This is a genomic window from Martelella sp. AMO21009 (assembly GCF_053484295.1).
In genome coordinates this window covers 49,399-68,376 of record NZ_JBAKFR010000012.1, presented here as the reverse complement: position 1 = coordinate 68,376, position 18,978 = coordinate 49,399, and the positions used below count along the sequence as shown (strand labels likewise).

The window sequence follows — 18,978 nt, the reverse complement described above, 5'->3', positions numbered from 1 at the left end:
TATGGATGAACGATACGGTAGATTATTTAAATCTTGGCAGATGATATAAGATACGCTAACTTACTTTAATCCGGCTCGATTGGTGCGCGCATCCCCGGGGTGGGACGAGCAGAACGACGCTGGATACGGCGGCGGAGGAGGAGCCGCCGCAGCTCGACAGGGAGGAGCAAACACATGACGATTCAATGGACCAGAGCGGCTGTCTTGGCCCTCGCACTTACGGCGACATCCGCATTACCGGCAAAGGCGGATGTGACCATCGGCTATCTTGCCGCGCTTTCCGGGGCACAGGCCGACATGAGCGGCGAGGGCTCGCTGCACGCTATGCGCATGGCCATCGAGGACTTCGGCGGCGAGGTGAACGGCGAGCCCATCGAGGTTCTGGTGGCCGACCACTTGGGCAAGCCCGATGTGGGCCTCGGCACCGCGCGCGAGTGGATCGACGAGAAGAAAGTCAACCTGCTCTTCAACGTCGACAATTCGGCGGTGGCGCTGGCGGTGAGCGATCTGATCCGGGACAAGAACGTGACCATGATGATGGGCGCTTCGAATTCCAAGCTTATCAATGAAAGCTGTGGTCCGCATCAGTCCATGATGCTGCTTGACACCTCGGCACTGGCCAAGGCGGTGACGCTGCCGCAGGTCGAGGCGGGCGGTGACAAGTGGTTCTTCATCACCGTCGATTACGCCTTGGGCCACGACCTGCAGGCCCAGGCCAGCAAGGCCATCGAGGAGGCGGGCGGCGAGGTCGTGGGCTCGGTGATCCATTCGCCGCAGGCCACCGATTTCTCGTCCTTCCTGCTCGAGGCGATGAACAGCGGGGCAAGCAATATCGGCATGGCGACCTTCGGCGCCTGGCAGAACACGATCTCGAAGCAGGCGCAGGAATTCGGCGTTTCCGCCAGCCTCTCGCCTTTCTATCTGGCGATTACCGATATCAAGTCGGCGGGGCTCGACACGCTGCAGAACGTCACTGGCACGATCCTGTTCTACTGGGATGAGAACGATGCCACCCGCGCGTTTTCCGAGAGGTTCCAGGAGGGCTTCAATCGGCCGCCCAGCTTTACCAACGCCTATGCCTACGAGTTCACCAGGCATTACCTGAAGGCGGTCGAGGCCACCGGCGGCACCGATGCCGATGCGATTCAGGCTTGGCTCCAGGAAAACCCGATGTCCTTGATCAACGGAAGCACCGCAACCATCCGCAAGGACGGTTACACGCTGCGCGACGTGCTCTCCTACAAGACCAAGACACCGGGCGAGAGCGATGGGGACTGGGACTTCCTCGAGATCACCGGGACGGTTCCCGCCGACCAGATCGCGCCCTCGCTCGAGGATAGCACCTGCCCGCTGGTGTCCGGCGGCTGAGATCGAAAGAGGCGTGGGCGGGCGAGCTTCAGGCGCCCGCCCGGCCCCACTCGGGCCGCAAGGTCCGGCCACGATCTGAAGCGGAGGAGGAACGGTTGGCTCAGACGGCTCTCGAAGTGCGGGGCATCACCAGAATATTCGACGCGTTCAAGGCTGTGGATGGGGTCGATCTGGATGTCGCGGCGGGCGAAATACACGCCCTTATCGGTCCCAACGGGGCTGGCAAGACCACCTGTTTCAACCTGCTGACCGGAAATCTGCCGCTGAGCGCGGGCACGATCAGGCTGCATGGCGAGACGATCTCGGGCCTGCCCATGGACCGCATCGCCCGCAAGGGTCTGGTGCGCTCATACCAGATCTCCTCGATCTTTCCCGATTTCACCGTGCTCAACAACGTGCGCTTCGCGCTTCAGCTGGAGCGCAAGAGCAACTTCGATTTCTGGCGCTCCGAAAAGCGCCTGAACCGGCTGAACGAACGCGCCATGGCGCTGCTCGAGGATCTGGATCTGGCGAGTTGGGCCGAGACCCGCGCCGGCGATCTGCCCTATGGCCGCAAGCGCGCGCTCGAAATCGCGACGACGCTAGCGCTCGACCCCAAGGTGCTGCTGCTCGACGAGCCCACCAGCGGTATGGGGCGCGAGGATATCGGCCGGGTGACCGATCTCATCCGCAAGGTGGCCGTGGGCCGCACCGTGGTGATGGTCGAGCATAACCTGCCCGTCGTTTCGGGGCTGTGCGATCATGTCACCGTGCTGGCGCGCGGCCAGGTCATCGCGCGCGGCACCTATGACGAGGTGGCGCACGACCCGCATGTGGTCGAGGCCTATCTGGGGGCGGCCCATGCTTGAGATGCAAAGCCTCAACGCCTGGTACGGCGAAAGCCATGTACTGCACGGGCTCGACATGACGATTCCCGAGGGCAAGGTCGTCTCGCTTCTCGGCCGCAACGGCGCGGGCAAGACCACGGTCATGCGCGCGATCATGGGGCTGATGGACCGTGCCGAGGGGGCCATTGCGCTGAAGGGCACAAATCTCCTGACCCTGCGCCCCGACCAGATCGCCCGGCTCGGCGTGGCGCTCTGCCCCGAGGACCGGGGGATTTTCCCCTCGCTCACGGTGACCGAGAACCTGATGCTGCCGCCCATCGTCGCCAAGGGCGGCATGAGTGTCGCGCATCTCTACGAACTCTTTCCGAACATCAAGGAACGCGGTTCCAGCCGGGGCACGCAGCTTTCGGGCGGCGAACAGCAGATGCTGGCGATTGCGCGGATCCTGCGCACCGGCGCGCGGGTGCTGCTCTTTGACGAGCCGACCGAGGGGCTCGCGCCGGTCATTGTGCAGCAGATCGCCCGCACCATGGCCGAGATCAAGAGCCTCGGCTACACCATCCTGCTGGTCGAGCAGAACGCGCATTTCGTCGAGGGGCTCGCCGACATCCATTACCTGATCGAGAACGGCGCTATCGTCGACCGGCTCGAGGCTACCGAGTTCTCGGCCAACATCGACCGGGTCGACCGGCTTCTGGGCGTCTGAGGAGACCGCGATGTTCGATATCAATCTTGACCTGCTGATGGGCCAGATGGTGCTGGGTCTGGTGAACGGGGTGTTCTACGCAATCCTGTCGTTGGGGCTCGCCATTATCTTCGGCCTCCTCGGTGTCATCAACTTCGCCCATGGCGTGTTCTTCATGCTGGGCGCCTTCATGGCCTATATGCTGGGCGAAACGCTGGGCATCGGCTACTGGGGCGCGCTGGTGCTGGCGCCGCTGATCATCGGCGCGCTCGGGCTGGTGGTCGAGGTGCTGCTGATCCGGCATCTCTACAAGCTCGACCATCTTTACGGGCTCTTGCTGACGCTGGGCATCGCGCTCTTTGCCGAGGGGTTCATCCGCATCGTCTTCGGGCCGCAGGGCCTGCCCTATGCGATCCCGCCCAGCCTGCGCGGGGCGGTCAATCTGGGTTTCATGTTCATGCCGCTCTACCGGGTCTGGGTGGTGGTGGCGGGGATCGTGCTCTGCCTTGCGACCTGGGCGGTGATCGAGCGCACGCCGCTCGGCGCAAAGCTGCGCGCGGCCACCGACAACCCGAAACTGGTGCAGGCTTTCGGCATCAACGTGCCGGTGATGTTGACGCTCACCTACGGCGCCGGTGTGGCGCTGGCAGGGTTAGGCGGGGTGATGGCGGCGCCGATCATGTCGGTCGATCCGGCCATGGGCACCAATATCGTCATCGTCGTCTTCGCCGTGGTGGTGATCGGCGGCATGGGCTCGATCATGGGCTCCATCGTGACCGGGCTGGGGCTGGGGCTGCTTGAGGGACTGACCAAGGCGGTCTTTCCCGAGGCCAGCTCGACCGTGATCTTCGTCGCCATGGTGGTGGTTCTGATCCTGCGCCCGCGGGGCCTGTTCGGAAAAATGGCGTGAGGAGCATCGAGATGAAGACGCACAGCAAGGGAGCCTCGCGCGTGGCGGATCAAGGCAAGTTCCACATCCTCGGGTTCATCCAGGCGCGGAGCGTCCTGTTTCTGGTTTTCGCGGTCGTGGTGGCGCTGTCGCCGATGGTGCTCTACCCGATCTTTCTGATGAAGATCTACTGCTTCATCATCTTCGCCTGCGCCTACAACCTGCTGCTGGGGTACACCGGGCTCATGAGTTTCGGCCACGCGGCGTTTTTCGGCACGGGTGCCTATCTCTGCGGTTATGCGGCGACGCAATGGGGGCTGCCCGTCGAACTGGCGGTGCTGGCGGGCACGGTCTTCGCCGCTTTTCTGGGGGTGGTGTTCGGCTGGGTCGCGATCCGGCGGCAGGGGCTCTATTTCGCGATGATCACGCTGGCGCTGGCGCAGATGGTCTATTTCATCGCGCTCAAGGCGCCCTTCACCGGCGGTGAGGACGGCATCCAGTCGGTGCCGCGTGGTGTCCTGCTGGGGATCGTCGATCTCGAAAACGACACCGCGCTTTACTGGGTGATGGCGGTGATCGTGCTGGCGGTGGTGGCGTTCTACAACCGCATCGTGCATTCGCCGTTCGGACAGGTGCTGCGGGCGATCCGCAACAATGCCGAGCGGGCGAAATCGCTTGGCTACGACGTGGACCGCTACAAGCTCTTCTCCTTCACCATCTCGGCGGCCCTGTCGGGTTTCGCGGCCTCGCTCAAAACGGTGATCTTCGGCATTGCGACGTTGACCGACGTGTCGGTGACCACTACGACCGAGGTGGTGCTGATCACCCTGGTGGGCGGCATCGGAACTATCTTCGGCCCGGTGGCGGGGGCCTATCTGGTGCTGGCGCTCGAGCATTTCCTGGCGCCATACGGCCCCTGGGTTCTGCTCATCCAGGGCGCGGTCTTCATGGTCTTCGTGCTGATCTTCCGGGAAGGGCTGATCGGCGGGCTGCAGAAGCTCTGGAAGCAGCATCTCTAGCTCCGGCGGCCTGCGACAGATCGCCCCCCTGCTCTGGTTGGAGGGCGAGCGGTGTCTATCTACAAAGAATGCGGAGAGGGGCTTCAAGGCTGTCCGCAGTCGGGCCGTCAACGCCTTCTCCGCGTGTAACGAAAGGATTTTACATGGCAAAGCAGCTTGAAAACAAGGTCGCGATCGTGACCGGCGGTGCAAGCGGTATCGGTCTTGCAAGCGTCGAAACCTTTGTGGCGCAGGGCGCCAAGGTGTTGATCGCTGATATCCAGGACGAGCAGGGCGCCGCGCTCGAGGCTCGGCTGGGAAGCGATGTCGCGTACAAGCACACCGACGTCACCAGCGATGCGGATATCGAGGCGATGGTCGATTTCGCCGTCGAGAAATTCGGCAAGCTCGACATCTTGTACAACAATGCCGGCGCGCAGGGCAGCCCTGCGCCGCTGGTCGACATGCCCGCCGACGGGTTCGACAAAACCATGGCTCTGCTGCTGCGGTCGGTCGTGCTGGGCCACAAATACGCCGCGCGGCAGTTTCAGAAACAGGGCACGCCGGGCGCCATCGTCACCACCGCCAGCGCCGCAGCGCTCGAGGGCGGGTGGAGCGCGGCCGGCTATACCATCGCCAAGCACGGGGTGCTGGGTGTGATCCGCCAGGCCGCGGCCGAGCTGGCGCCGCTGGGAATCCGGTCGAATGCGATCTGCCCGGGCATCATCATGACGCCGATCATGCCGCATTCTTTCGGTGTGCCCGACGATCAGGCCGAGGCATTCATGGAATATCTCAGCAAGCGCGTGGCCAGGGTTCAGCCCATCGGGCGGGCGGGCCAGCCCGAGGACATCGCCAATGTCGCGGCCTTCCTTGCCAGCGATGCCGCCGGGTTCGTGACCGGAGCCGTGATCCCGGTGGATGGCGGAGGCACCGCGATCACCCTCAACAGCTTCGCCGCCGACGCAGTGAAGGCGGCTGAGGATTTCAAGGCCGGCAAACCAGTCTGACGGCCTGAAGTCGCGCGGGGCCGCAGCCGGAACGGGCGCGGCCCCCGCCCCGCCGCTGTCTAGATCTAGCGCCCCCTGAAGGCCGGCTTGCGCCGCTCGGCAAAGCTCGTGACCCCCTCCCAGGCGTCGTCGGTCGCCGCGAGCCGCGCCAGCGCCTGTGCCTCGTGCTCGAGCTGCGTCTCGAAGGCTTCGGTCCGGGCGGTCATCATCGTCCGCTTGATATCGCCATAGGCCAGCGTCGGCCCCGCCGCGAGCTTGCGGGCGAGCTTTTCCGACGCCGCCCCCAGCTCTTCTGCGGGCAGCACGAAATCCGCCAGACCCGCCGCCTCGGCCTCGGCCGCGGTCAGCGCCTCGGAGAGCAGCAGAAAGCGCTTGGCCCGAGACAGGCCCATGCGGTTCGACAGGGACACGGTCGAGCCCGAATCCGCGCAGAAGCCGATCATCGAGAAGGCCGCGTTGAAGCTCACCCCCTCGGCGGCAAAGACCACATCGGCCATGGCCACCAGCGACACCGCGCCGCCCGCGACGTCACCCTGTACCGCGCAAACCACGGGCGCGTTCATCCGCTGCATCCGGCCGATGGCCATGTGCAGATCCGAGGTCCATGCGATCACCTTGCCCGGCAGCGCCGCGCGGTCGGTGACAAAGCTGCGGATGTCGCCGCCCACCGAAAAGAACCTGCCCTCGGCGCGAATCAGCACCGCGCGTATATCCGCCCGCGTGGCCAGCGCCACCGAAAGCGCATTCATGTCGGCGCAGAACGGTCCGTCGATGGGGTTGCCCCGCTTCTCCTCGGTCAGTGTCACCTCCGCCAGACCGTCCTCGATCCGGCAGGTCAGTGTGTCCAGTGCAATCACGTCCATGCGGGCTCCTCCCGTTCCCTGAAGCTCTTGCCTATTTTGTACATATACGTACGATTAGCAAGAGAACGACTTGCGGGAAGGCGGGATTTTTCCTTCCCGACCACGGGAGGGGAGGGCCCATGGACGATCTGCAAACCCGTGGCTACAGTGAAGATGCGCCACCCGAGGGGTTCACGCAACTCACCGGACGCATGCCGATCGAAGCCCATGCCGGCCCGTTCTACGAACGTTGCACCGAAAGGGGCGTTTGGCAGCTCGGCTTCCGCGTGACCACGGCCAAGCTGAACGGTTTCGGAATCTGTCATGGCGGGGTGCTGGCGACCTTCGCCGACATTCAGGGAAGCGCGCTGAAAAAAACGCTGGGGCTGAAGGGAAAGTCGCCCACGGTCACGTTGTCGCTGGATTATGCCGGCCCCGCACCGGAAGGCGCCTGGGTGCAAAGCACGCCGGAGCTCGTGCGCGAGACCGGCTCTATGCTGTTCTTCCGCGCACTGATCGAGGCGGATGGCGTGCCCTGCCTGCGCGCAAGCGGCATCTACCGGCTGTTGCTGGATTGATCCTTCTGGAGAAAGCCACGTGCCTCGGCGCGGCTCTCCAAAGATCCGGTGCCACGCATGAGGATCTGTGTCCGGTTCTCGAGTTCGATGGCTGTCTGCAGGCTGCCAGTCTCGAGATTGGCCCACATGCCGCGCTTGGTCATCCAGATGCCCATTTTCCCGTTCTCGGATATCATTCCCGCCAGCGCCTGCGCCTCGGCCAGCAACGCCTCCGGCTCGGTCAGCCGCAGCACCAGGCCGATGCGTTCGGCCTCTTCGGCCTCGACCATGCGGCCGGTCAGCATCATCTCGAACGCGCGCGTGATGCCCAGCACCCGGGGCAGAAGCCAGCTCACCCCGATGTCGCAGCTCGACATGCCAACGCGAATGAAGGCCGAGTTGAACCGGCAGGCGGTCGACCCGATCCGCGTGTCGCAGGCCAGCGCGAGTCCCAGACCCGCGCCCGCCGCCGCCCCGTTCACTGCCGCGATCGTGGGTTGCGGGATCGCCCGCAGCCGGGTCACGACCGAGGCGTATTTCTCCTGCCTGGCCATCCAGAACCCGGTATCGTCCGAGGCGTCGGAGGCCAGCGACAGGTCGAACCCCGCGCAGAAGCCCTTGCCCTCGCCGCTCAGCACCAGCACCAGCGCGTCGGACCGCGCCACTTCGTCGAGCTGTGCCAGCAGCAGGTCGACCATGCCGTCGGTCAGCGCGTTGCGCTTCTCCGGACGGTTCAGCCGCATGGTGGCGACCGGGCCGTCGATCTCTAGCAGGACCTCGCTCATCGCCCCTGCCGTTCCTTCGCCTGGCTGGCCTTCAGCGCCTCGCGGGCTTTGTCCCAGTCCTCGTCGCTCATCTTCGACATTTCGGCAAAGGTGGAATGCGCAGTCAGCCGGTGACCACCATCGATGGGTATGGTGACCCCGTTCACGTAGGAGCATTCGTCCAGCATCAGGAAGATGAGGATATTGCGCAGCTCGTCCATCTGGCCGTAGCGGCGCATCGGTACCATGTCGGGCTGGGTCGCGCCGAAGGACGACCCCGGGATCGGGTTCAGCTTTTCCCAGGCGTTCTCGGTCGGGAACGGCCCCGGTGCCACCGCGTTCAGGCGGATGCCCTTCGGCCCCCATTCGGCGGCGAGCGACATGGTCATGGCGTGGACCGCGGTCTTGGCCATGGCGCAGGGCACGACATAGGCCGAGCCCGAGAACACCCAGGTAACGAGGTTCGACAGCACCGTGCCCGGCAGCCCCTCGGCGATCCAGCGCTTGCCGCAGGCATGGGTGGCATAAAAGCTGCCGTCCATAACCGTTGCGCGCACCGCGTCATAGGCGCGGTGCGAGATCGACTCGGTCGGCGCGATGAAATTGGCGCCCGCGTTGTTGACAAGCCCGGTCAGCGGCCCGCCCTGCCAGAGATCACCCACCATCTCGTCGACCGCCTCGGCGTCGCGGATGTTGACGACGCGGTATTCCGCCGTGCCGCCCGAACGTTCGGCGATCTCGGTGCAGGCCTCTTCCAGCACCGCCTCGCGCCGCCCGCAGATAGCCACATGCGCCCCATGGGCGGCAAAGCCCACCGACATCTCCTTGCCCAGCCCGGTGCCGCCGCCGGTCACCAGAATCCGCTTTCCCTTCAGTACGTCGCCGCGATACGGGCTCATAGGCTCCTCCTCCTGCTCCGACGCCAGACTAGCGGCGATCAAGACATATGTATAGCATATAGTACGCTAAGTTACAAAAATCGCGCAAAAAGATAACTTCGCCATTGAAGATATTAGCTAACTTACTATGCTGAACCGTATGGTTTTGCGCGAGGGAGGCGACAGGCGCATGAGCGATTTACCCAAGATGACCAATTTCCGCACCGGGAGGACCGAAGACGGAATCTTGCACCTGATCTTCGACATGCCGGGCCGGTCGATGAATGTGTTCTCCAATGCGGCCATCCACGAAGCCGAGGCCTTTGCCGACTGGCTGGCGGGCGCGGATGTGAGCGGCGTGGTGATCTCGTCGGGCAAGAGCGGCGCCTTTTGCGCCGGTGCCGATCTGGGAGAGTTGTCCGAGGCCTATGACATGATCATGGCCGCCCGCGAGGCCGAGCGCGATGCGCTGACCGTTGCGCATTTCTCGCCCATCGGACGGGCGTTCCGCAAGTTGGAGACGGCGGGCAAGCCGGTCGCGGTGGTGATCCACGGTCTGGCGCTTGGCGGCGGCTGCGAGTTTGCGCTGGGGGCGCATTACCGGGTGCTGAGCGACGCACCCGAAACCCAGGTCGGACTGCCGGAATCGCTGGTGGGCCTGCTGCCGGGCGGCGGCGGCACGCAGCGGATGCCGCGCGTGGTGGGCGTGGCCAGGTCTCTGCCCATGCTGCTGGAAGGCGCGCGCTTCACCGCCGCCGAGGCGCTGGAAAACGGCTTTGCGCAGGCGGTGGTTCCGGCAGAAGAGGCGATTGCCGCCGCCGAGGCCTGGATCCGTAGCACCCCCGATCCGCGTCAGCCCTGGGACCGCGAGGACTGGGTCCCGGTGACCGAGGCCGAGCTGCATGCGGTCACCGATCCGGTGCGCGAAAAGTATCTGCGCGAGACGGGCGGGCATTTCCCGGCGGAGCTGGCGATCCTCGATTGCCTCGACCGGGGGCTGCCGGTCGGCATGGATGCGGGTGTTGCCGCCGAGATCGACGTGTTCAAGGATCTGGTGCAGCGCATCGAGCCGCGCAATATGATCGCGACGATGTTCCTGGGCAGGCTCGACTACGACAAGCGCAAGCGCAAGAATGCGCTGCCCGAGGGGCTGGAGGAATTTGGCGAGGCGGTGAAGGCGGCGATGGCGGCGCGGGTCGCGGAGTTCGGCGAACTGGGGCAGCGCGCGGCTGCTTTCGCCGGGATTGACGGGGCCGCGCCGGGCGATGTGAGTGCAGCGCGGGACGTCGCCGCGCGCAAGCCGCAATGGTTCGAGGACCCGCGGGGCGACGTCGAAGACGCCGCCATGTCGGTGCTATCGGCCGGTGCGACGGTGGCGGCGGACTGGCGCGGCCGGATCGCTTCGCAAGAGCGCAATCTGGCGGATTTCTACTGCGCCACGCGCGCCGGATTCCCGCGTTATCTTGGCGGACCCTTCACCTTCTACACACGCTACGGGGCAAGCTGAGCGCAGGCCCGGGCGGGCGGTGCCGCTGAAAGGCGGCGCCCTGCGGCTATTCCGCCCCGCCGGAGGCCATCATAGGTTCCTCGCAATCAATTCCTTCATGATCTCCGACGTGCCGCCATAGATGCGCTGCACCCGCGCATCCGCGTAAAGCCGGCAGATCTCGTATTCGCGCATGAAGCCGTAACCGCCATGGAGCTGCACGCAGGCATCCACCACGCGGCCCTGCATTTCCGAGCACCAGAGCTTGGCCATCGAGGCCTCGTAGGTCGAAAGCTGTCCGTCGAGATGCCGCGCGATACACTGGTCGAGAAACGCCCAGCCGACCGTCAGCTCGGTCTTCAGCTCGGCGAGCTTGTGTCGGGTGGTCTGAAACTCCGCCACCGCCTTGCCGAAGGCCTGACGCTCGCGCACATAGTCCACGGTGATGTCATAGGCCTTCTGCGCCGATGCGATCGAGGTGGTGCCGATGATCAGTCTTTCCTGCGGCAGTTCGCTCATCAGGATCGCCATCGCCTGACCCTCGGCGCCCAGCGTGTTGGCGACCGGCACGCGTACCTCGTCGAAGAAGAGTTCCGAGGTGTCGGCACTGATCTGCCCCAGCTTGTCGAGGTTGCGGCCGCGGCGAAAGCCCGCGCGGTTCGCCTCGATCACCACCAGCGACATGGCGCCGCGCCCGCGCCCCTCGCCCGTGCGGGTCACGGTGATCACGATATCGGCGTGCTGGCCGTTGGAGATGAAGGTCTTGGCGCCGGAGATCACCCAGTCGTCGCCATCTCGCACGGCCTTGGTCCGCACACCCTGAAGGTCGGACCCGGTGCCGGGCTCGCTCATGGCGATGGCGCAGACCAGCGAGCCGTCGACCATGCCCGGCAGCCAGCGCTGCTTCTGCTCGGGCGTGGTGTGTTTCAGCAGATAACCGAGGCAGACGTCCGAATGCACCGAGACATCGGCGGCGGGCCCCATGAAGCCGGAATAGGCAAGCTCCTCGGCGATAACCGTATGCATGCGGAAATCGGCGCCGATTCCACCGTACTCCTCGGGGACCGTGGGGCAGAGGATACCGGCCTCGCCCAACTTTGTCCAAAGCGACCGGTTGACCATGCCGGTCTCTTCCCAGCGCTCGAAATGCGGCGCGATCTCCTCAGCGGCAAAGCGGCGCAGGCTATCGCGCAGCTGCGCGTGGTCGTCCTGGTAGATGGCACGGTTCATCAGCATATGGTCTCCTCCCGACGGCAAAGACGCCACCCCTGCGGCGCATTTGTTGCGTCAGGTTACCATATGCTAGTTTACATATCTCACAAGTCCGAAATCCGCGGCCCGTCACTCTTTCTGTCCAACTCATCGCCGTCGTCGGCCTCGAGATCCTCATCGTTCGACAGGGCAATGAGGTTCTGCTTCATCCCGTAAAGCGTGCGCGAGGTCAGTTCGAGATCATCGCGCGGGATACCTTTGAGAATGCGCGCGTTGAATTCGTCGCTGATCTTGCCGATCTTGGACATCAGCCCGCGCGCCTTTTCGGTCAGGAAGACCCGCTTGACGCGGCGGTCCTTGTCGTCGGGACGCCTCTCAACGAACCCGCCGCTTTGCAGCCGGTCGATGAGCGATCCGAGCGCCACTTTTCCCACGTCCAGTTCGTTCGCGAGACGGGTCTGCTGAAGCCCGTCATTGCGCGAAATGAAGGCAAGAACCCACCATTGCGACCGTGTGATCCCAAGCGGCGCAAGCTCGCGGTCGAAACAGACACGCCGCAAGCGCGAGACATCATGTATGAGGTAGCCGAGCCTCAGATCCCAAGATCTTGTATCTTTCATCGCAATCTCCATACCTGCCGCGCCGCAGAAAACCGTATGATTTCGACTATATTCGCTATCATACTGTCATAGCAATGCAATATGTGCCTTCGTTTGATGTGGTTGCGTCCGGTCGATTCGACGCATCGTGGTCACATATTTGAGTCCCTCCCGAAACTCAAGCTGAGCGCGCGAACCGGCGCGTGAGCTGCATAACAGACGCGGCATAGAGGAAGGTCTCAACCGAGGCGATGGCGGCTTCGAATTTCCTGGCGCGGCGGCGCTTGCGGTTGATCGTCGCCAACAGGCCTTCGCTCTTGGGGCTTTCCCGCTTTACAGGTTAAATGCTAAAGCATACTGTACGCTAGTATAGTTACTTTTATCCGATCTGGGAGGAGCCGATGCGGAAATCCAAGAAAGTCATCGTCAGTTGTGCGATCACGGGGTCGATTCATACGCCCACCATGTCGCCCTTCCTGCCCGTCGCGCCCGAGCGAATCGGCGCCGAGGCCATCGCCGCCGCCAAGGCCGGCGCGGCGATCCTGCATCTGCACGCCCGAAAGCCCGAGGACGGCTCCCCGAGCCAGGACCCGGAGCATTACAAGTTGTTTCTTCCGCAAGTGAAGGAAAGCTGCGACGCGGTGGTAAACATCACCACCGGCGGCGGCCTCGGGATGACGCTGGATCAGCGGCTGGCGGCGGCGATGTGGGCGCAACCCGAAATCGCCTCGATGAACATGGGCAGCCTGAATTTCAACATCTCGGCTGCTGCGGGAAAAATTTCCGTATTCGAGCAACCCTGGGAAAAGCCCTATCTGGAGATGACGAAGGACTTCATCCTGTCGAACACCTTCGCCCAGATCGAGCGCGGCATCACCGAGCTGTCGGCCAACGGGTCGAAGTTCGAATTCGAGTGCTACGAAATCGGCCATCTCTACAACCTCGCGCATTTCGTCGACCGGGGGCTGGTGAAGCCGCCGTTCTTCATTCAGGGCGTGTTCGGCATCCTCGGCGGCATAGCCGCCGAGACGGTGCATCTGGCACATATGCGCGAGACCGCCGAGCGGCTTTTCGGGGACGACTATTTCTTCTCTTGCCTCGGAGCGGGGCGGCACCAGATGCCCTTCGCCACGATGAACGCGCTGAATGGCGGGCATGTGCGCGTGGGGCTGGAGGATTCCATCTACATCTCGAAAGGCAAGCTGGCAGAGTCGAACGCAGATCAGGTGGCCAAGATCATCCACATCCTCGACGAACTGTCGATCGAGGTCGCAACGCCCGACGAAGCACGAGCGATGCTGGAATTGAAGGGAGCCGACAACGTCGCGTTCTAAGCCTGAAGGGTCTGCCTTATGAATAATCCGGCTTTGGGGGCGATCAGCGCCCCTGCCGGTAGTCCCGCCAGAAGCTGCAGGCGCCCGATCCGATGATGATCGCCGCGCCGATCAGCGTCCAGGTGTCGGGCAGTTGCGAGAAGACCAGAAAGCCCCAGATCGTGCCCCAGATCATCAGCGTGTACTGAACTGGCGCCAGCACCACGGCTTGCGCCAAGTCAAGCGCCTTGATGATGCTGAATTCGGCCAGCCCTGCCGTCACCGCCGTGCCGAACATGATCGCGACGACCTGCCAGCTGAGCGGGGTGGTCCAGATGAAGGGCAGGGGCGCGGTCAGCGACAGGCTCGCGATCAGGCCGGTATAGGCGACGGTCGTGTGCAGCGGTTCGTCGCCGCTGAGCACCCGCGACAGAATCTGGCGCAGGGCAAAGGCGGCGGCGGTCACAAGGATCAGGACGATCGCCGGGTGGAACACGCCAAGGCCGGGCCGAATCACGACCAGCGTGCCTAGGAACCCCAGCCCCACCGCGATCCAGCGGTGCGGGACCACCTTTTCGCCTAAAAACAGCGCGGAAAGCACCGTCACCATGAAGGGCGCGACGAAGGTCACCGCCAGCGCGTCGGCCAGCGGGACAAAGGCTACGGCAAAGATGAAGCTGGTCGAGGTCACCACCGCCGTCAGCCCGCGCGCCACCTGCAAGCGCCAGTGCCGGCTGCGCAGGATCGGCGTGCCGTGCCGCATGAGCAGCCAAACCACTCCCGCAAACAACCCGAGCTGCCGGGTCCACGAGACTTGCAACGGATGCATGTAAGCAGTGAGCAGCTTCGCCATCATGTCCGAGGTGGCGTAGAACAGAAAGCCGCCCGCCATGAACAGGATGCCTTGCAGCGTCTCGGCCGCGGTGGGCAAGCGCAGCCCGGTGGCGTGTTGCACGCTCATGCGTGGGGCTCAGGCACGCGCCTTCGCGTCCTGCGCCATCTGACGAGCGATGATGAGTTTCATGATCTCGGCGGACCCTCCGGCGATGCGAGTGATTCGCGCATCGGCATAGGCGCGGGCAATGGGATATTCCCACATGTAGCCCCAGCCTCCGTGCAGTTGCAAACACTCGTCCACCACCTTGCAGTGCAGATCGGTCGAAATCATCTTGAGCATCGCCGCATCCACCGCGTCGAGCTTTCCTTCCATGAAAAGCGCGATGCATTTGTCGGTGAAGACGCGGGCCGAAACGGTTTCGGCCTTGAGTTGAGCCAGCTTGAACTGGGTGTTCTGCTGGTCGAATATCGACATGCCAAAGGCATTGCGGCCCATGGTGTAATCGACCGTCTGATCGATCACGGTCTCGGCCACCGTGGTCGAGCGCACCGCCTGCGCCAGCCTCTCCTGGCTGAGCTTGGTCATCATCAGCTTGAAACCTTCGCCCTCGGCACCGAGCATGTTCTCGGGCGGCAGGCGCATATTGTCAAAGAACAGCTCCGAAGTGTCCTGCGCCTTCATCCCCAGCTTGTCGAGGTTCTTGCCACGCTGGAAGCCGGGCCGGTCGCCCTCGACCAGAAACAGGGTCACGCCCTTGGCGCCCGCTTCGCTGTCGGTCTTGGTGGCCAGCACCAGCACGTCGCAAAGCTGGCCATTGGAGATGAACACCTTCTGCCCGTTGATGACGAACTCGTTGCCGTCACGCACCGCGCGGGTCTTGATCGCCTTGAGGTCCGAGCCTGCATGCGGCTCAGTCATGCCGAGCGAGCCGATCCATTCGCCGGTCACCATCTTGGGCAGGAATTTCTTCTTCTGCGCCTCGGTGCCGAAGCTGGCGATATAGGTCGCCACCAGATCGGTGTGGATCAGGAACCCGGGGCCCGAGGCGCCCGCGCGCCACAGCTCCTCGAAGACCACGACGTCGAAGAGATAGTCGAGCCCCAGTCCGCCGTATTCCTCGGGAACGGTGCAGCAGAGCATGCCCTGCTCGCCCGCCTTGAGCCACAGCTCGCGCGGGACGATGCCGTCCTTCTCCCATTGCGCGTGATAAGGCACGATCTCTTTTTCTACGAATTTTCGGACGGAGCCCCGAAACATTTCGTGTTCTTCGCGGAACAGAGTCCTCTCGATCATGTCCGACCCTCTCTTAGTAATCTAGTGTACTTTATCATTGGAGCCTTTCGTAATCTACCTTACAGTTTGGATTCGGACAATAATGTGCGTCACGAATTGAGGGCGATGCGGTGTTCCGGCGCCGCGAGGGCGATGAGGGCGGCGCGGCGGGCGTCGGGCGAGAGGCCGCGCAGGTCGGCGAGCCCGTGCTCGGTGATGACGATATCGGTGTCGAACCGCCCCAGCGAAGCCGGGCCGGTGGCGTCTTGCGACTTGACGATGCGCGAGACCCTACCGCCTCCGGCGGTGGAGGGCAGGGCGACGAGGCGCAGCCCGCCGGACCCCCGCGCGCCTGCCGCGAAATCCGAGGCGCCGCCGGGGCCCGAGATTGGCCCCTTGGGTGTGGCTTCCGCATGGACCTGCCCCTCGAGATCGACCTCGATCGCGGAATTGATCGTTATGAAGTTGTCGATGCCCGCGATCACCCGCAGATCGTGGGTGTGGGAGGGCGGCCGGAAGTTGAACTCCGGCCCCGGAAGCGCGCCGTAGAGCGCGCGCGTACCGATGGCGACACCCGCGGTGATCGGATTTTCAGCCCGCAGGGCGCCCGATTGCAGAAGGTGCAGGGTCGAATCGCCGATGAGGCCGGAGTGGATGGCGAGGCCCCGCTTGCCGGTCAGCCCGCGCAGCACCGTCTCGGGCACGCGCCCGATCCCGGCCTGAAGCGTTGCGCCATCGGGGATGACGGTCGCGGCGTGCCGGGCGATGGCCTCGGCCACCGCATCGCTGCCCGGATCCTGGGTGCCAGGTGTCTGCGGCGCCTCGATGACGGCACTCAGCCGGTCATAGGGGATGCCCCGCGTGCCCCGCGTCGCGGGCATCAGGGGGTTCACATGCGCGATGATCGTCTCGCATCCCTGCCAGAGATCGGCGGCGAAATCCGTGACCGCGCCGAAGCTGCAATTGCCCTCGGCATCGGGCGGCGCAACCATGACCAGCATCGTCGAGGGCGGATTGCGGTCGAGCCAGTGGAGAATTTCGCGATAGGGCAGGGGGAGGAAGTCCACCCGCGCCTGCCCCATCAGTTCGGGCAGCATGAAGAAACTGACGACCGTTGCGCCCGTCTCCAGCAGATAGGAGGGACGGTTAAGCCCCGGCACGAAGATCGACGTGAAGCGCAGGCCGGGACGGGAGAGGCGCGACAGCCCCTCCCGGAACGCATCGGATTCGCCCGAGCAGGCCCCGATCCAGCACAACCCGCTGTCGGGCAGGTAGCGGCCGAGCGCGTCGGGCGAAATGTGCGCGGGCATCAGTCGACGAACTTGTGGAAGTCGGGTTTGCGTTTTTCGTTGAAGGCGTTGACGCCTTCCTTGGACTCGTCGCTCGCGTAGTAGAGCTTGACCGCGTGCAGCGCGAGGTTCGAGATGCCGCGAATGCTGTCGCTGTCGGCGTTGAACGAGCGTTTGAGGAAGGCGAGCGCGGTGGGCGAGCGCTCGGCGATGGTGTCGGTCCATTTGGTGACGGCCGCGTCCAGCTCCTCCATCGGCACGGCCTTGTTGACCAGTCCCATGGCGACGGCCTCCTCGGCGGAATACATCTCGTTGAGATACCAGATCTCGCGGGCCTTCTTCTCGCCCACCACGCGGGCGAGCAGCGCGGTGCCCCAGCCCGCGTCGAAGGAGCCCACCTTGGGACCCACTTGGCCGAACTTCGCCGAGGTCGCGGCGATGGCCAGATCGCAGAGCGTCACCAGCACGTTGCCGCCGCCGATGGCGAAGCCGTTAACGCGGGCGATGACTGGCTTGGGGATGTCGCGGATCAGGCCCTGGATCTCGTCGATGGGCAGGCCGACCACGCCGCGCCCGTCGTAATTGCCCTCATGTGCGGACTGGTCGCCGCCGGTGCAGAAGGCCTTGTCGCCCGCGCCGGTCAGCACGACGGAGGAAACGCCCTTGTCGTTGGCGGCGAGATTGAAGGCGGTGATCAGCTCTTCCAGCGTCCGGCCGCGAAAGGCGTTGTAGACCTTGGGGCGGTTGATGGTGATCCAGGCGGCACGGCCCTTCATTTCATAGAGGATGTCGGTGAATTCGGGGATGATGGCCATTGGTTTTTCTCCTCACTGACCGGCGCTCGGGCCGGCGTTTCGCTTTTTGTAGATACCGTTGCAGCGTGCCACCGGCTGGCCTTCGACGCGCATCAGCGCCTGGAAAAAGGTCAGCGAGCGGGTGTCTCGGGTGATTTCGGGGCGGGCCTCGACCCAGTCGCCCTCGCGCACGGGCGCGAGGAAATCGATCGACAGCGTAACGGTGGGGGCGGCACCCGAGAAGGTGCCGACCTCTATGCCATAGCCCAGCATGTCGGCGAAGACCGCGAGCAGCCCGCCATGGCAGGTGCCCGCCGCGTTCAGATGCCGCGCCTTGCAGCGGAAGCCGAGTACTGCGCCCGCCGGTCCCTTCGCGATATAGAAGGGGCCGTTGAAGCGCTCGGCCTCGGTGCCGTTGTCTAGCAGGACAAAGCCCTTGGGCACGACATCGGCCTGATCGTCGGTCTGCATCATACCATGTTCATGCCGCCCGAGACCGAGATGGCCTGGCCGGTGATGTAGGAGGCGTCGGAGGAGGCGAGGAAGGCAACGATGCCGGCGTAATCCTCGGGCTCGCCCATGCGGCGCAGCGGGATGCCGCGGACCATGGCGTCTTTCCACTTCACCGCCTGTTCGCCCTCGCCCAGGACCTGCTGCATCATCGGCGTGTTGGTGGGGCCGGGGCAGACCGCGTTGAGCAGCACGCCAGAGCGCGCCAGCTCGCGCGCGATGGATTTGGTGAAGGAGATCATGCCGCCCTTGCAGGCGGAGTAGACCGCCTCGGTTGCGGTGCCGACGCGCGCGGCATCAGAGGCGATGTTGACCACCCGCCCGCCGCCACGCTCGACCATGCCGGGCAGCACGGCCTTGTGGGTGTTGAGCGGGCCGTTAAGGTTGATCGAAATGATTTTATCCCAGAGGTCCTTGTCAGTATCGAGAAACGGCGCGGGCCTGTCCCAGCCCGCGTTGTTCACCAAAAGCCAGGTCGGGCCGAGATCGGATTCGGCCTGAGCCACCGCCGCCTCGACGGCCGCTTTGTCCGACACATCGACGCCGTAGATCTTGACCGCGCCGCCCGCGGCGATGGCCTCTTTTGCGGTTTCCTCTGCCGTGTCAGGCTTCAGATCGAAGACTGCAACCTTGCAGCCTTCCGCGGCCAGACGCAGCGTGATCGCCTTACCGATTCCTTGGCCTCCGCCGGTGACGATGGCCATTTTTCCCTTTAAATCTAGCACGTTGCCTCCCTCTGTCCTGGCTTCGGACGCCATGGCGCCCGGTATTGAAAACAGCTCTTGTGTAATTAGTATACTTGCGTACGATACGCTTTCAAGGTATTTCTTGCGGCCACCGGAAGGAG

The 18,978-nt window shown here is 64.2% G+C and carries 21 protein-coding genes; 9 read left to right on the top strand and 12 right to left on the bottom strand.

Annotated elements, in window-relative coordinates; translation table 11 throughout:
• Nucleotides 1–174 precede the first annotated feature (174 nt).
• The 6 genes from V6766_RS14480 (at nucleotide 175) to V6766_RS14455 (ending at nucleotide 5,777) form a co-directional block, all read left to right on the top strand.
• Complete coding sequence (locus V6766_RS14480; RefSeq protein ID WP_448467562.1) at nucleotides 175–1,368, top strand: ABC transporter substrate-binding protein; 1,194 nt, start codon at nucleotides 175–177, stop codon at nucleotides 1,366–1,368.
• Between the two features lie 95 nt (nucleotides 1,369–1,463).
• A complete protein-coding gene (locus V6766_RS14475; RefSeq protein WP_448467560.1) occupies nucleotides 1,464–2,216 on the top strand; it encodes an ABC transporter ATP-binding protein in 753 nt (250 codons plus the stop codon).
• Complete coding sequence (locus V6766_RS14470) at nucleotides 2,209–2,901, top strand: ABC transporter ATP-binding protein (protein ID WP_448467558.1); 693 nt, start codon at nucleotides 2,209–2,211, stop codon at nucleotides 2,899–2,901. The genes V6766_RS14475 and V6766_RS14470 overlap by 8 nt, the downstream gene beginning before the upstream one ends.
• A gap of 10 nt (nucleotides 2,902–2,911) precedes the next feature.
• A complete protein-coding gene (locus tag V6766_RS14465) occupies nucleotides 2,912–3,790 on the top strand; it encodes a branched-chain amino acid ABC transporter permease (protein ID WP_448467556.1) in 879 nt (292 codons plus the stop codon).
• 11 nt (nucleotides 3,791–3,801) lie between these two features.
• Nucleotides 3,802–4,788 carry a branched-chain amino acid ABC transporter permease gene (locus V6766_RS14460; protein ID WP_448467554.1) on the top strand — a complete coding sequence of 329 codons (987 nt, stop codon included), beginning with the start codon at nucleotides 3,802–3,804 and terminating at the stop codon, nucleotides 4,786–4,788.
• A gap of 143 nt (nucleotides 4,789–4,931) precedes the next feature.
• Nucleotides 4,932–5,777, top strand: coding sequence for an SDR family NAD(P)-dependent oxidoreductase (locus V6766_RS14455; RefSeq protein ID WP_448467552.1), 846 nt, complete (start codon nucleotides 4,932–4,934; stop codon nucleotides 5,775–5,777).
• A gap of 65 nt (nucleotides 5,778–5,842) precedes the next feature.
• On the opposite strand, the gene V6766_RS14450 is transcribed toward V6766_RS14455, so the two are convergent.
• Entirely contained in the window at nucleotides 5,843–6,640 is a 798-nt protein-coding gene (locus tag V6766_RS14450; protein WP_448467550.1) for an enoyl-CoA hydratase/isomerase family protein, read from the bottom strand.
• A gap of 119 nt (nucleotides 6,641–6,759) precedes the next feature.
• On the opposite strand from V6766_RS14450, the gene V6766_RS14445 reads away from it, so the two are divergent.
• Nucleotides 6,760–7,197 (top strand): PaaI family thioesterase, encoded by a 438-nt coding sequence (locus V6766_RS14445; protein ID WP_448467548.1) that lies wholly within the window; start codon nucleotides 6,760–6,762, stop codon nucleotides 7,195–7,197.
• On the opposite strand, the gene V6766_RS14440 is transcribed toward V6766_RS14445, so the two are convergent.
• Both V6766_RS14440 and V6766_RS14435 read right to left on the bottom strand, forming a co-directional pair.
• The gene (locus V6766_RS14440) at nucleotides 7,176–7,961 is read right to left on the bottom strand and encodes an enoyl-CoA hydratase/isomerase family protein (RefSeq protein WP_448467546.1); all 786 of its coding nucleotides are present in this window, start codon (nucleotides 7,959–7,961) and stop codon (nucleotides 7,176–7,178) included. The two genes, V6766_RS14445 and V6766_RS14440, sit on opposite strands and share 22 nt — an antisense overlap.
• Nucleotides 7,958–8,839 carry an SDR family oxidoreductase gene (locus V6766_RS14435; RefSeq protein ID WP_448467544.1) on the bottom strand — a complete coding sequence of 294 codons (882 nt, stop codon included), beginning with the start codon at nucleotides 8,837–8,839 and terminating at the stop codon, nucleotides 7,958–7,960. Before V6766_RS14435 ends, V6766_RS14440 begins: the two co-directional genes overlap by 4 nt.
• 169 nt (nucleotides 8,840–9,008) lie before the next feature.
• On the opposite strand from V6766_RS14435, the gene V6766_RS14430 reads away from it, so the two are divergent.
• A complete protein-coding gene (locus tag V6766_RS14430) occupies nucleotides 9,009–10,325 on the top strand; it encodes an enoyl-CoA hydratase-related protein (protein WP_448467542.1) in 1,317 nt (438 codons plus the stop codon).
• 69 nt (nucleotides 10,326–10,394) lie between these two features.
• Here V6766_RS14430 and V6766_RS14425 read toward each other — a convergent pair whose 3' ends face one another.
• The 3 genes from V6766_RS14425 to V6766_RS14415 form a co-directional block, all read right to left on the bottom strand.
• Nucleotides 10,395–11,540: an acyl-CoA dehydrogenase family protein gene (locus V6766_RS14425; RefSeq protein WP_448467540.1), complete on the bottom strand. Its 1,146-nt coding sequence runs from the start codon at nucleotides 11,538–11,540 to the stop codon at nucleotides 10,395–10,397.
• 80 nt (nucleotides 11,541–11,620) lie between these two features.
• Nucleotides 11,621–12,136 carry a MarR family winged helix-turn-helix transcriptional regulator gene (locus tag V6766_RS14420; RefSeq protein ID WP_448467538.1) on the bottom strand — a complete coding sequence of 172 codons (516 nt, stop codon included), beginning with the start codon at nucleotides 12,134–12,136 and terminating at the stop codon, nucleotides 11,621–11,623.
• A 157-nt stretch (nucleotides 12,137–12,293) separates the two neighbouring features.
• Nucleotides 12,294–12,419: a hypothetical protein gene (locus tag V6766_RS14415; protein WP_448467536.1), complete on the bottom strand. Its 126-nt coding sequence runs from the start codon at nucleotides 12,417–12,419 to the stop codon at nucleotides 12,294–12,296.
• Between the two features lie 97 nt (nucleotides 12,420–12,516).
• Between V6766_RS14415 and V6766_RS14410 the strand changes: the two genes are divergently transcribed.
• Nucleotides 12,517–13,449 carry a 3-keto-5-aminohexanoate cleavage protein gene (locus V6766_RS14410; protein WP_448467534.1) on the top strand — a complete coding sequence of 311 codons (933 nt, stop codon included), beginning with the start codon at nucleotides 12,517–12,519 and terminating at the stop codon, nucleotides 13,447–13,449.
• A 43-nt stretch (nucleotides 13,450–13,492) separates the two neighbouring features.
• Here V6766_RS14410 and V6766_RS14405 read toward each other — a convergent pair whose 3' ends face one another.
• The 6 genes from V6766_RS14405 to V6766_RS14380 form a co-directional block, all read right to left on the bottom strand.
• Complete coding sequence (locus tag V6766_RS14405; protein WP_448467532.1) at nucleotides 13,493–14,389, bottom strand: DMT family transporter; 897 nt, start codon at nucleotides 14,387–14,389, stop codon at nucleotides 13,493–13,495.
• Between the two features lie 9 nt (nucleotides 14,390–14,398).
• Nucleotides 14,399–15,559 carry an acyl-CoA dehydrogenase family protein gene (locus V6766_RS14400; protein WP_448467530.1) on the bottom strand — a complete coding sequence of 387 codons (1,161 nt, stop codon included), beginning with the start codon at nucleotides 15,557–15,559 and terminating at the stop codon, nucleotides 14,399–14,401.
• An 89-nt stretch (nucleotides 15,560–15,648) separates the two neighbouring features.
• Nucleotides 15,649–16,848 carry an acetyl-CoA hydrolase/transferase C-terminal domain-containing protein gene (locus V6766_RS14395; RefSeq protein WP_448467528.1) on the bottom strand — a complete coding sequence of 400 codons (1,200 nt, stop codon included), beginning with the start codon at nucleotides 16,846–16,848 and terminating at the stop codon, nucleotides 15,649–15,651.
• The gene (locus tag V6766_RS14390; protein ID WP_448467526.1) at nucleotides 16,848–17,642 is read right to left on the bottom strand and encodes an enoyl-CoA hydratase-related protein; all 795 of its coding nucleotides are present in this window, start codon (nucleotides 17,640–17,642) and stop codon (nucleotides 16,848–16,850) included. Before V6766_RS14390 ends, V6766_RS14395 begins: the two co-directional genes overlap by 1 nt.
• 12 nt (nucleotides 17,643–17,654) lie before the next feature.
• On the bottom strand, nucleotides 17,655–18,095 hold the full coding sequence (locus tag V6766_RS14385) for a PaaI family thioesterase (protein ID WP_448467524.1): 441 nt from the start codon (nucleotides 18,093–18,095) through the stop codon (nucleotides 17,655–17,657).
• Nucleotides 18,092–18,889 (bottom strand): glucose 1-dehydrogenase, encoded by a 798-nt coding sequence (locus tag V6766_RS14380; protein WP_448467522.1) that lies wholly within the window; start codon nucleotides 18,887–18,889, stop codon nucleotides 18,092–18,094. Before V6766_RS14380 ends, V6766_RS14385 begins: the two co-directional genes overlap by 4 nt.
• Between the last annotated feature and the right edge of the window lie 89 nt (nucleotides 18,890–18,978).

Excerpts from the sequence above, each read along its gene's own strand:
- V6766_RS14480 (WP_448467562.1), top strand. The coding sequence starts at position 175 with ATGACGATTCAATGGACCAGAGCGGCTGTCTTGGCCCTCGCACTTACG.
- V6766_RS14470 (WP_448467558.1), top strand. The coding sequence starts at position 2,209 with ATGCTTGAGATGCAAAGCCTCAACGCCTGGTACGGCGAAAGCCATGTA.
- V6766_RS14465 (WP_448467556.1), top strand. The coding sequence starts at position 2,912 with ATGTTCGATATCAATCTTGACCTGCTGATGGGCCAGATGGTGCTGGGT.
- V6766_RS14460 (WP_448467554.1), top strand. The coding sequence starts at position 3,802 with ATGAAGACGCACAGCAAGGGAGCCTCGCGCGTGGCGGATCAAGGCAAG.
- V6766_RS14455 (WP_448467552.1), top strand. The coding sequence starts at position 4,932 with ATGGCAAAGCAGCTTGAAAACAAGGTCGCGATCGTGACCGGCGGTGCA.
- V6766_RS14450 (WP_448467550.1), bottom strand. The coding sequence starts at position 6,640 with ATGGACGTGATTGCACTGGACACACTGACCTGCCGGATCGAGGACGGT.
- V6766_RS14445 (WP_448467548.1), top strand. The coding sequence starts at position 6,760 with ATGGACGATCTGCAAACCCGTGGCTACAGTGAAGATGCGCCACCCGAG.
- V6766_RS14440 (WP_448467546.1), bottom strand. The coding sequence starts at position 7,961 with ATGAGCGAGGTCCTGCTAGAGATCGACGGCCCGGTCGCCACCATGCGG.
- V6766_RS14435 (WP_448467544.1), bottom strand. The coding sequence starts at position 8,839 with ATGAGCCCGTATCGCGGCGACGTACTGAAGGGAAAGCGGATTCTGGTG.
- V6766_RS14430 (WP_448467542.1), top strand. The coding sequence starts at position 9,009 with ATGAGCGATTTACCCAAGATGACCAATTTCCGCACCGGGAGGACCGAA.
- V6766_RS14425 (WP_448467540.1), bottom strand. The coding sequence starts at position 11,540 with ATGCTGATGAACCGTGCCATCTACCAGGACGACCACGCGCAGCTGCGC.
- V6766_RS14420 (WP_448467538.1), bottom strand. The coding sequence starts at position 12,136 with ATGAAAGATACAAGATCTTGGGATCTGAGGCTCGGCTACCTCATACAT.
- V6766_RS14410 (WP_448467534.1), top strand. The coding sequence starts at position 12,517 with ATGCGGAAATCCAAGAAAGTCATCGTCAGTTGTGCGATCACGGGGTCG.
- V6766_RS14405 (WP_448467532.1), bottom strand. The coding sequence starts at position 14,389 with ATGAGCGTGCAACACGCCACCGGGCTGCGCTTGCCCACCGCGGCCGAG.
- V6766_RS14400 (WP_448467530.1), bottom strand. The coding sequence starts at position 15,559 with ATGATCGAGAGGACTCTGTTCCGCGAAGAACACGAAATGTTTCGGGGC.
- V6766_RS14395 (WP_448467528.1), bottom strand. The coding sequence starts at position 16,848 with ATGCCCGCGCACATTTCGCCCGACGCGCTCGGCCGCTACCTGCCCGAC.
- V6766_RS14390 (WP_448467526.1), bottom strand. The coding sequence starts at position 17,642 with ATGGCCATCATCCCCGAATTCACCGACATCCTCTATGAAATGAAGGGC.
- V6766_RS14385 (WP_448467524.1), bottom strand. The coding sequence starts at position 18,095 with ATGATGCAGACCGACGATCAGGCCGATGTCGTGCCCAAGGGCTTTGTC.
- V6766_RS14380 (WP_448467522.1), bottom strand. The coding sequence starts at position 18,889 with ATGGCGTCCGAAGCCAGGACAGAGGGAGGCAACGTGCTAGATTTAAAG.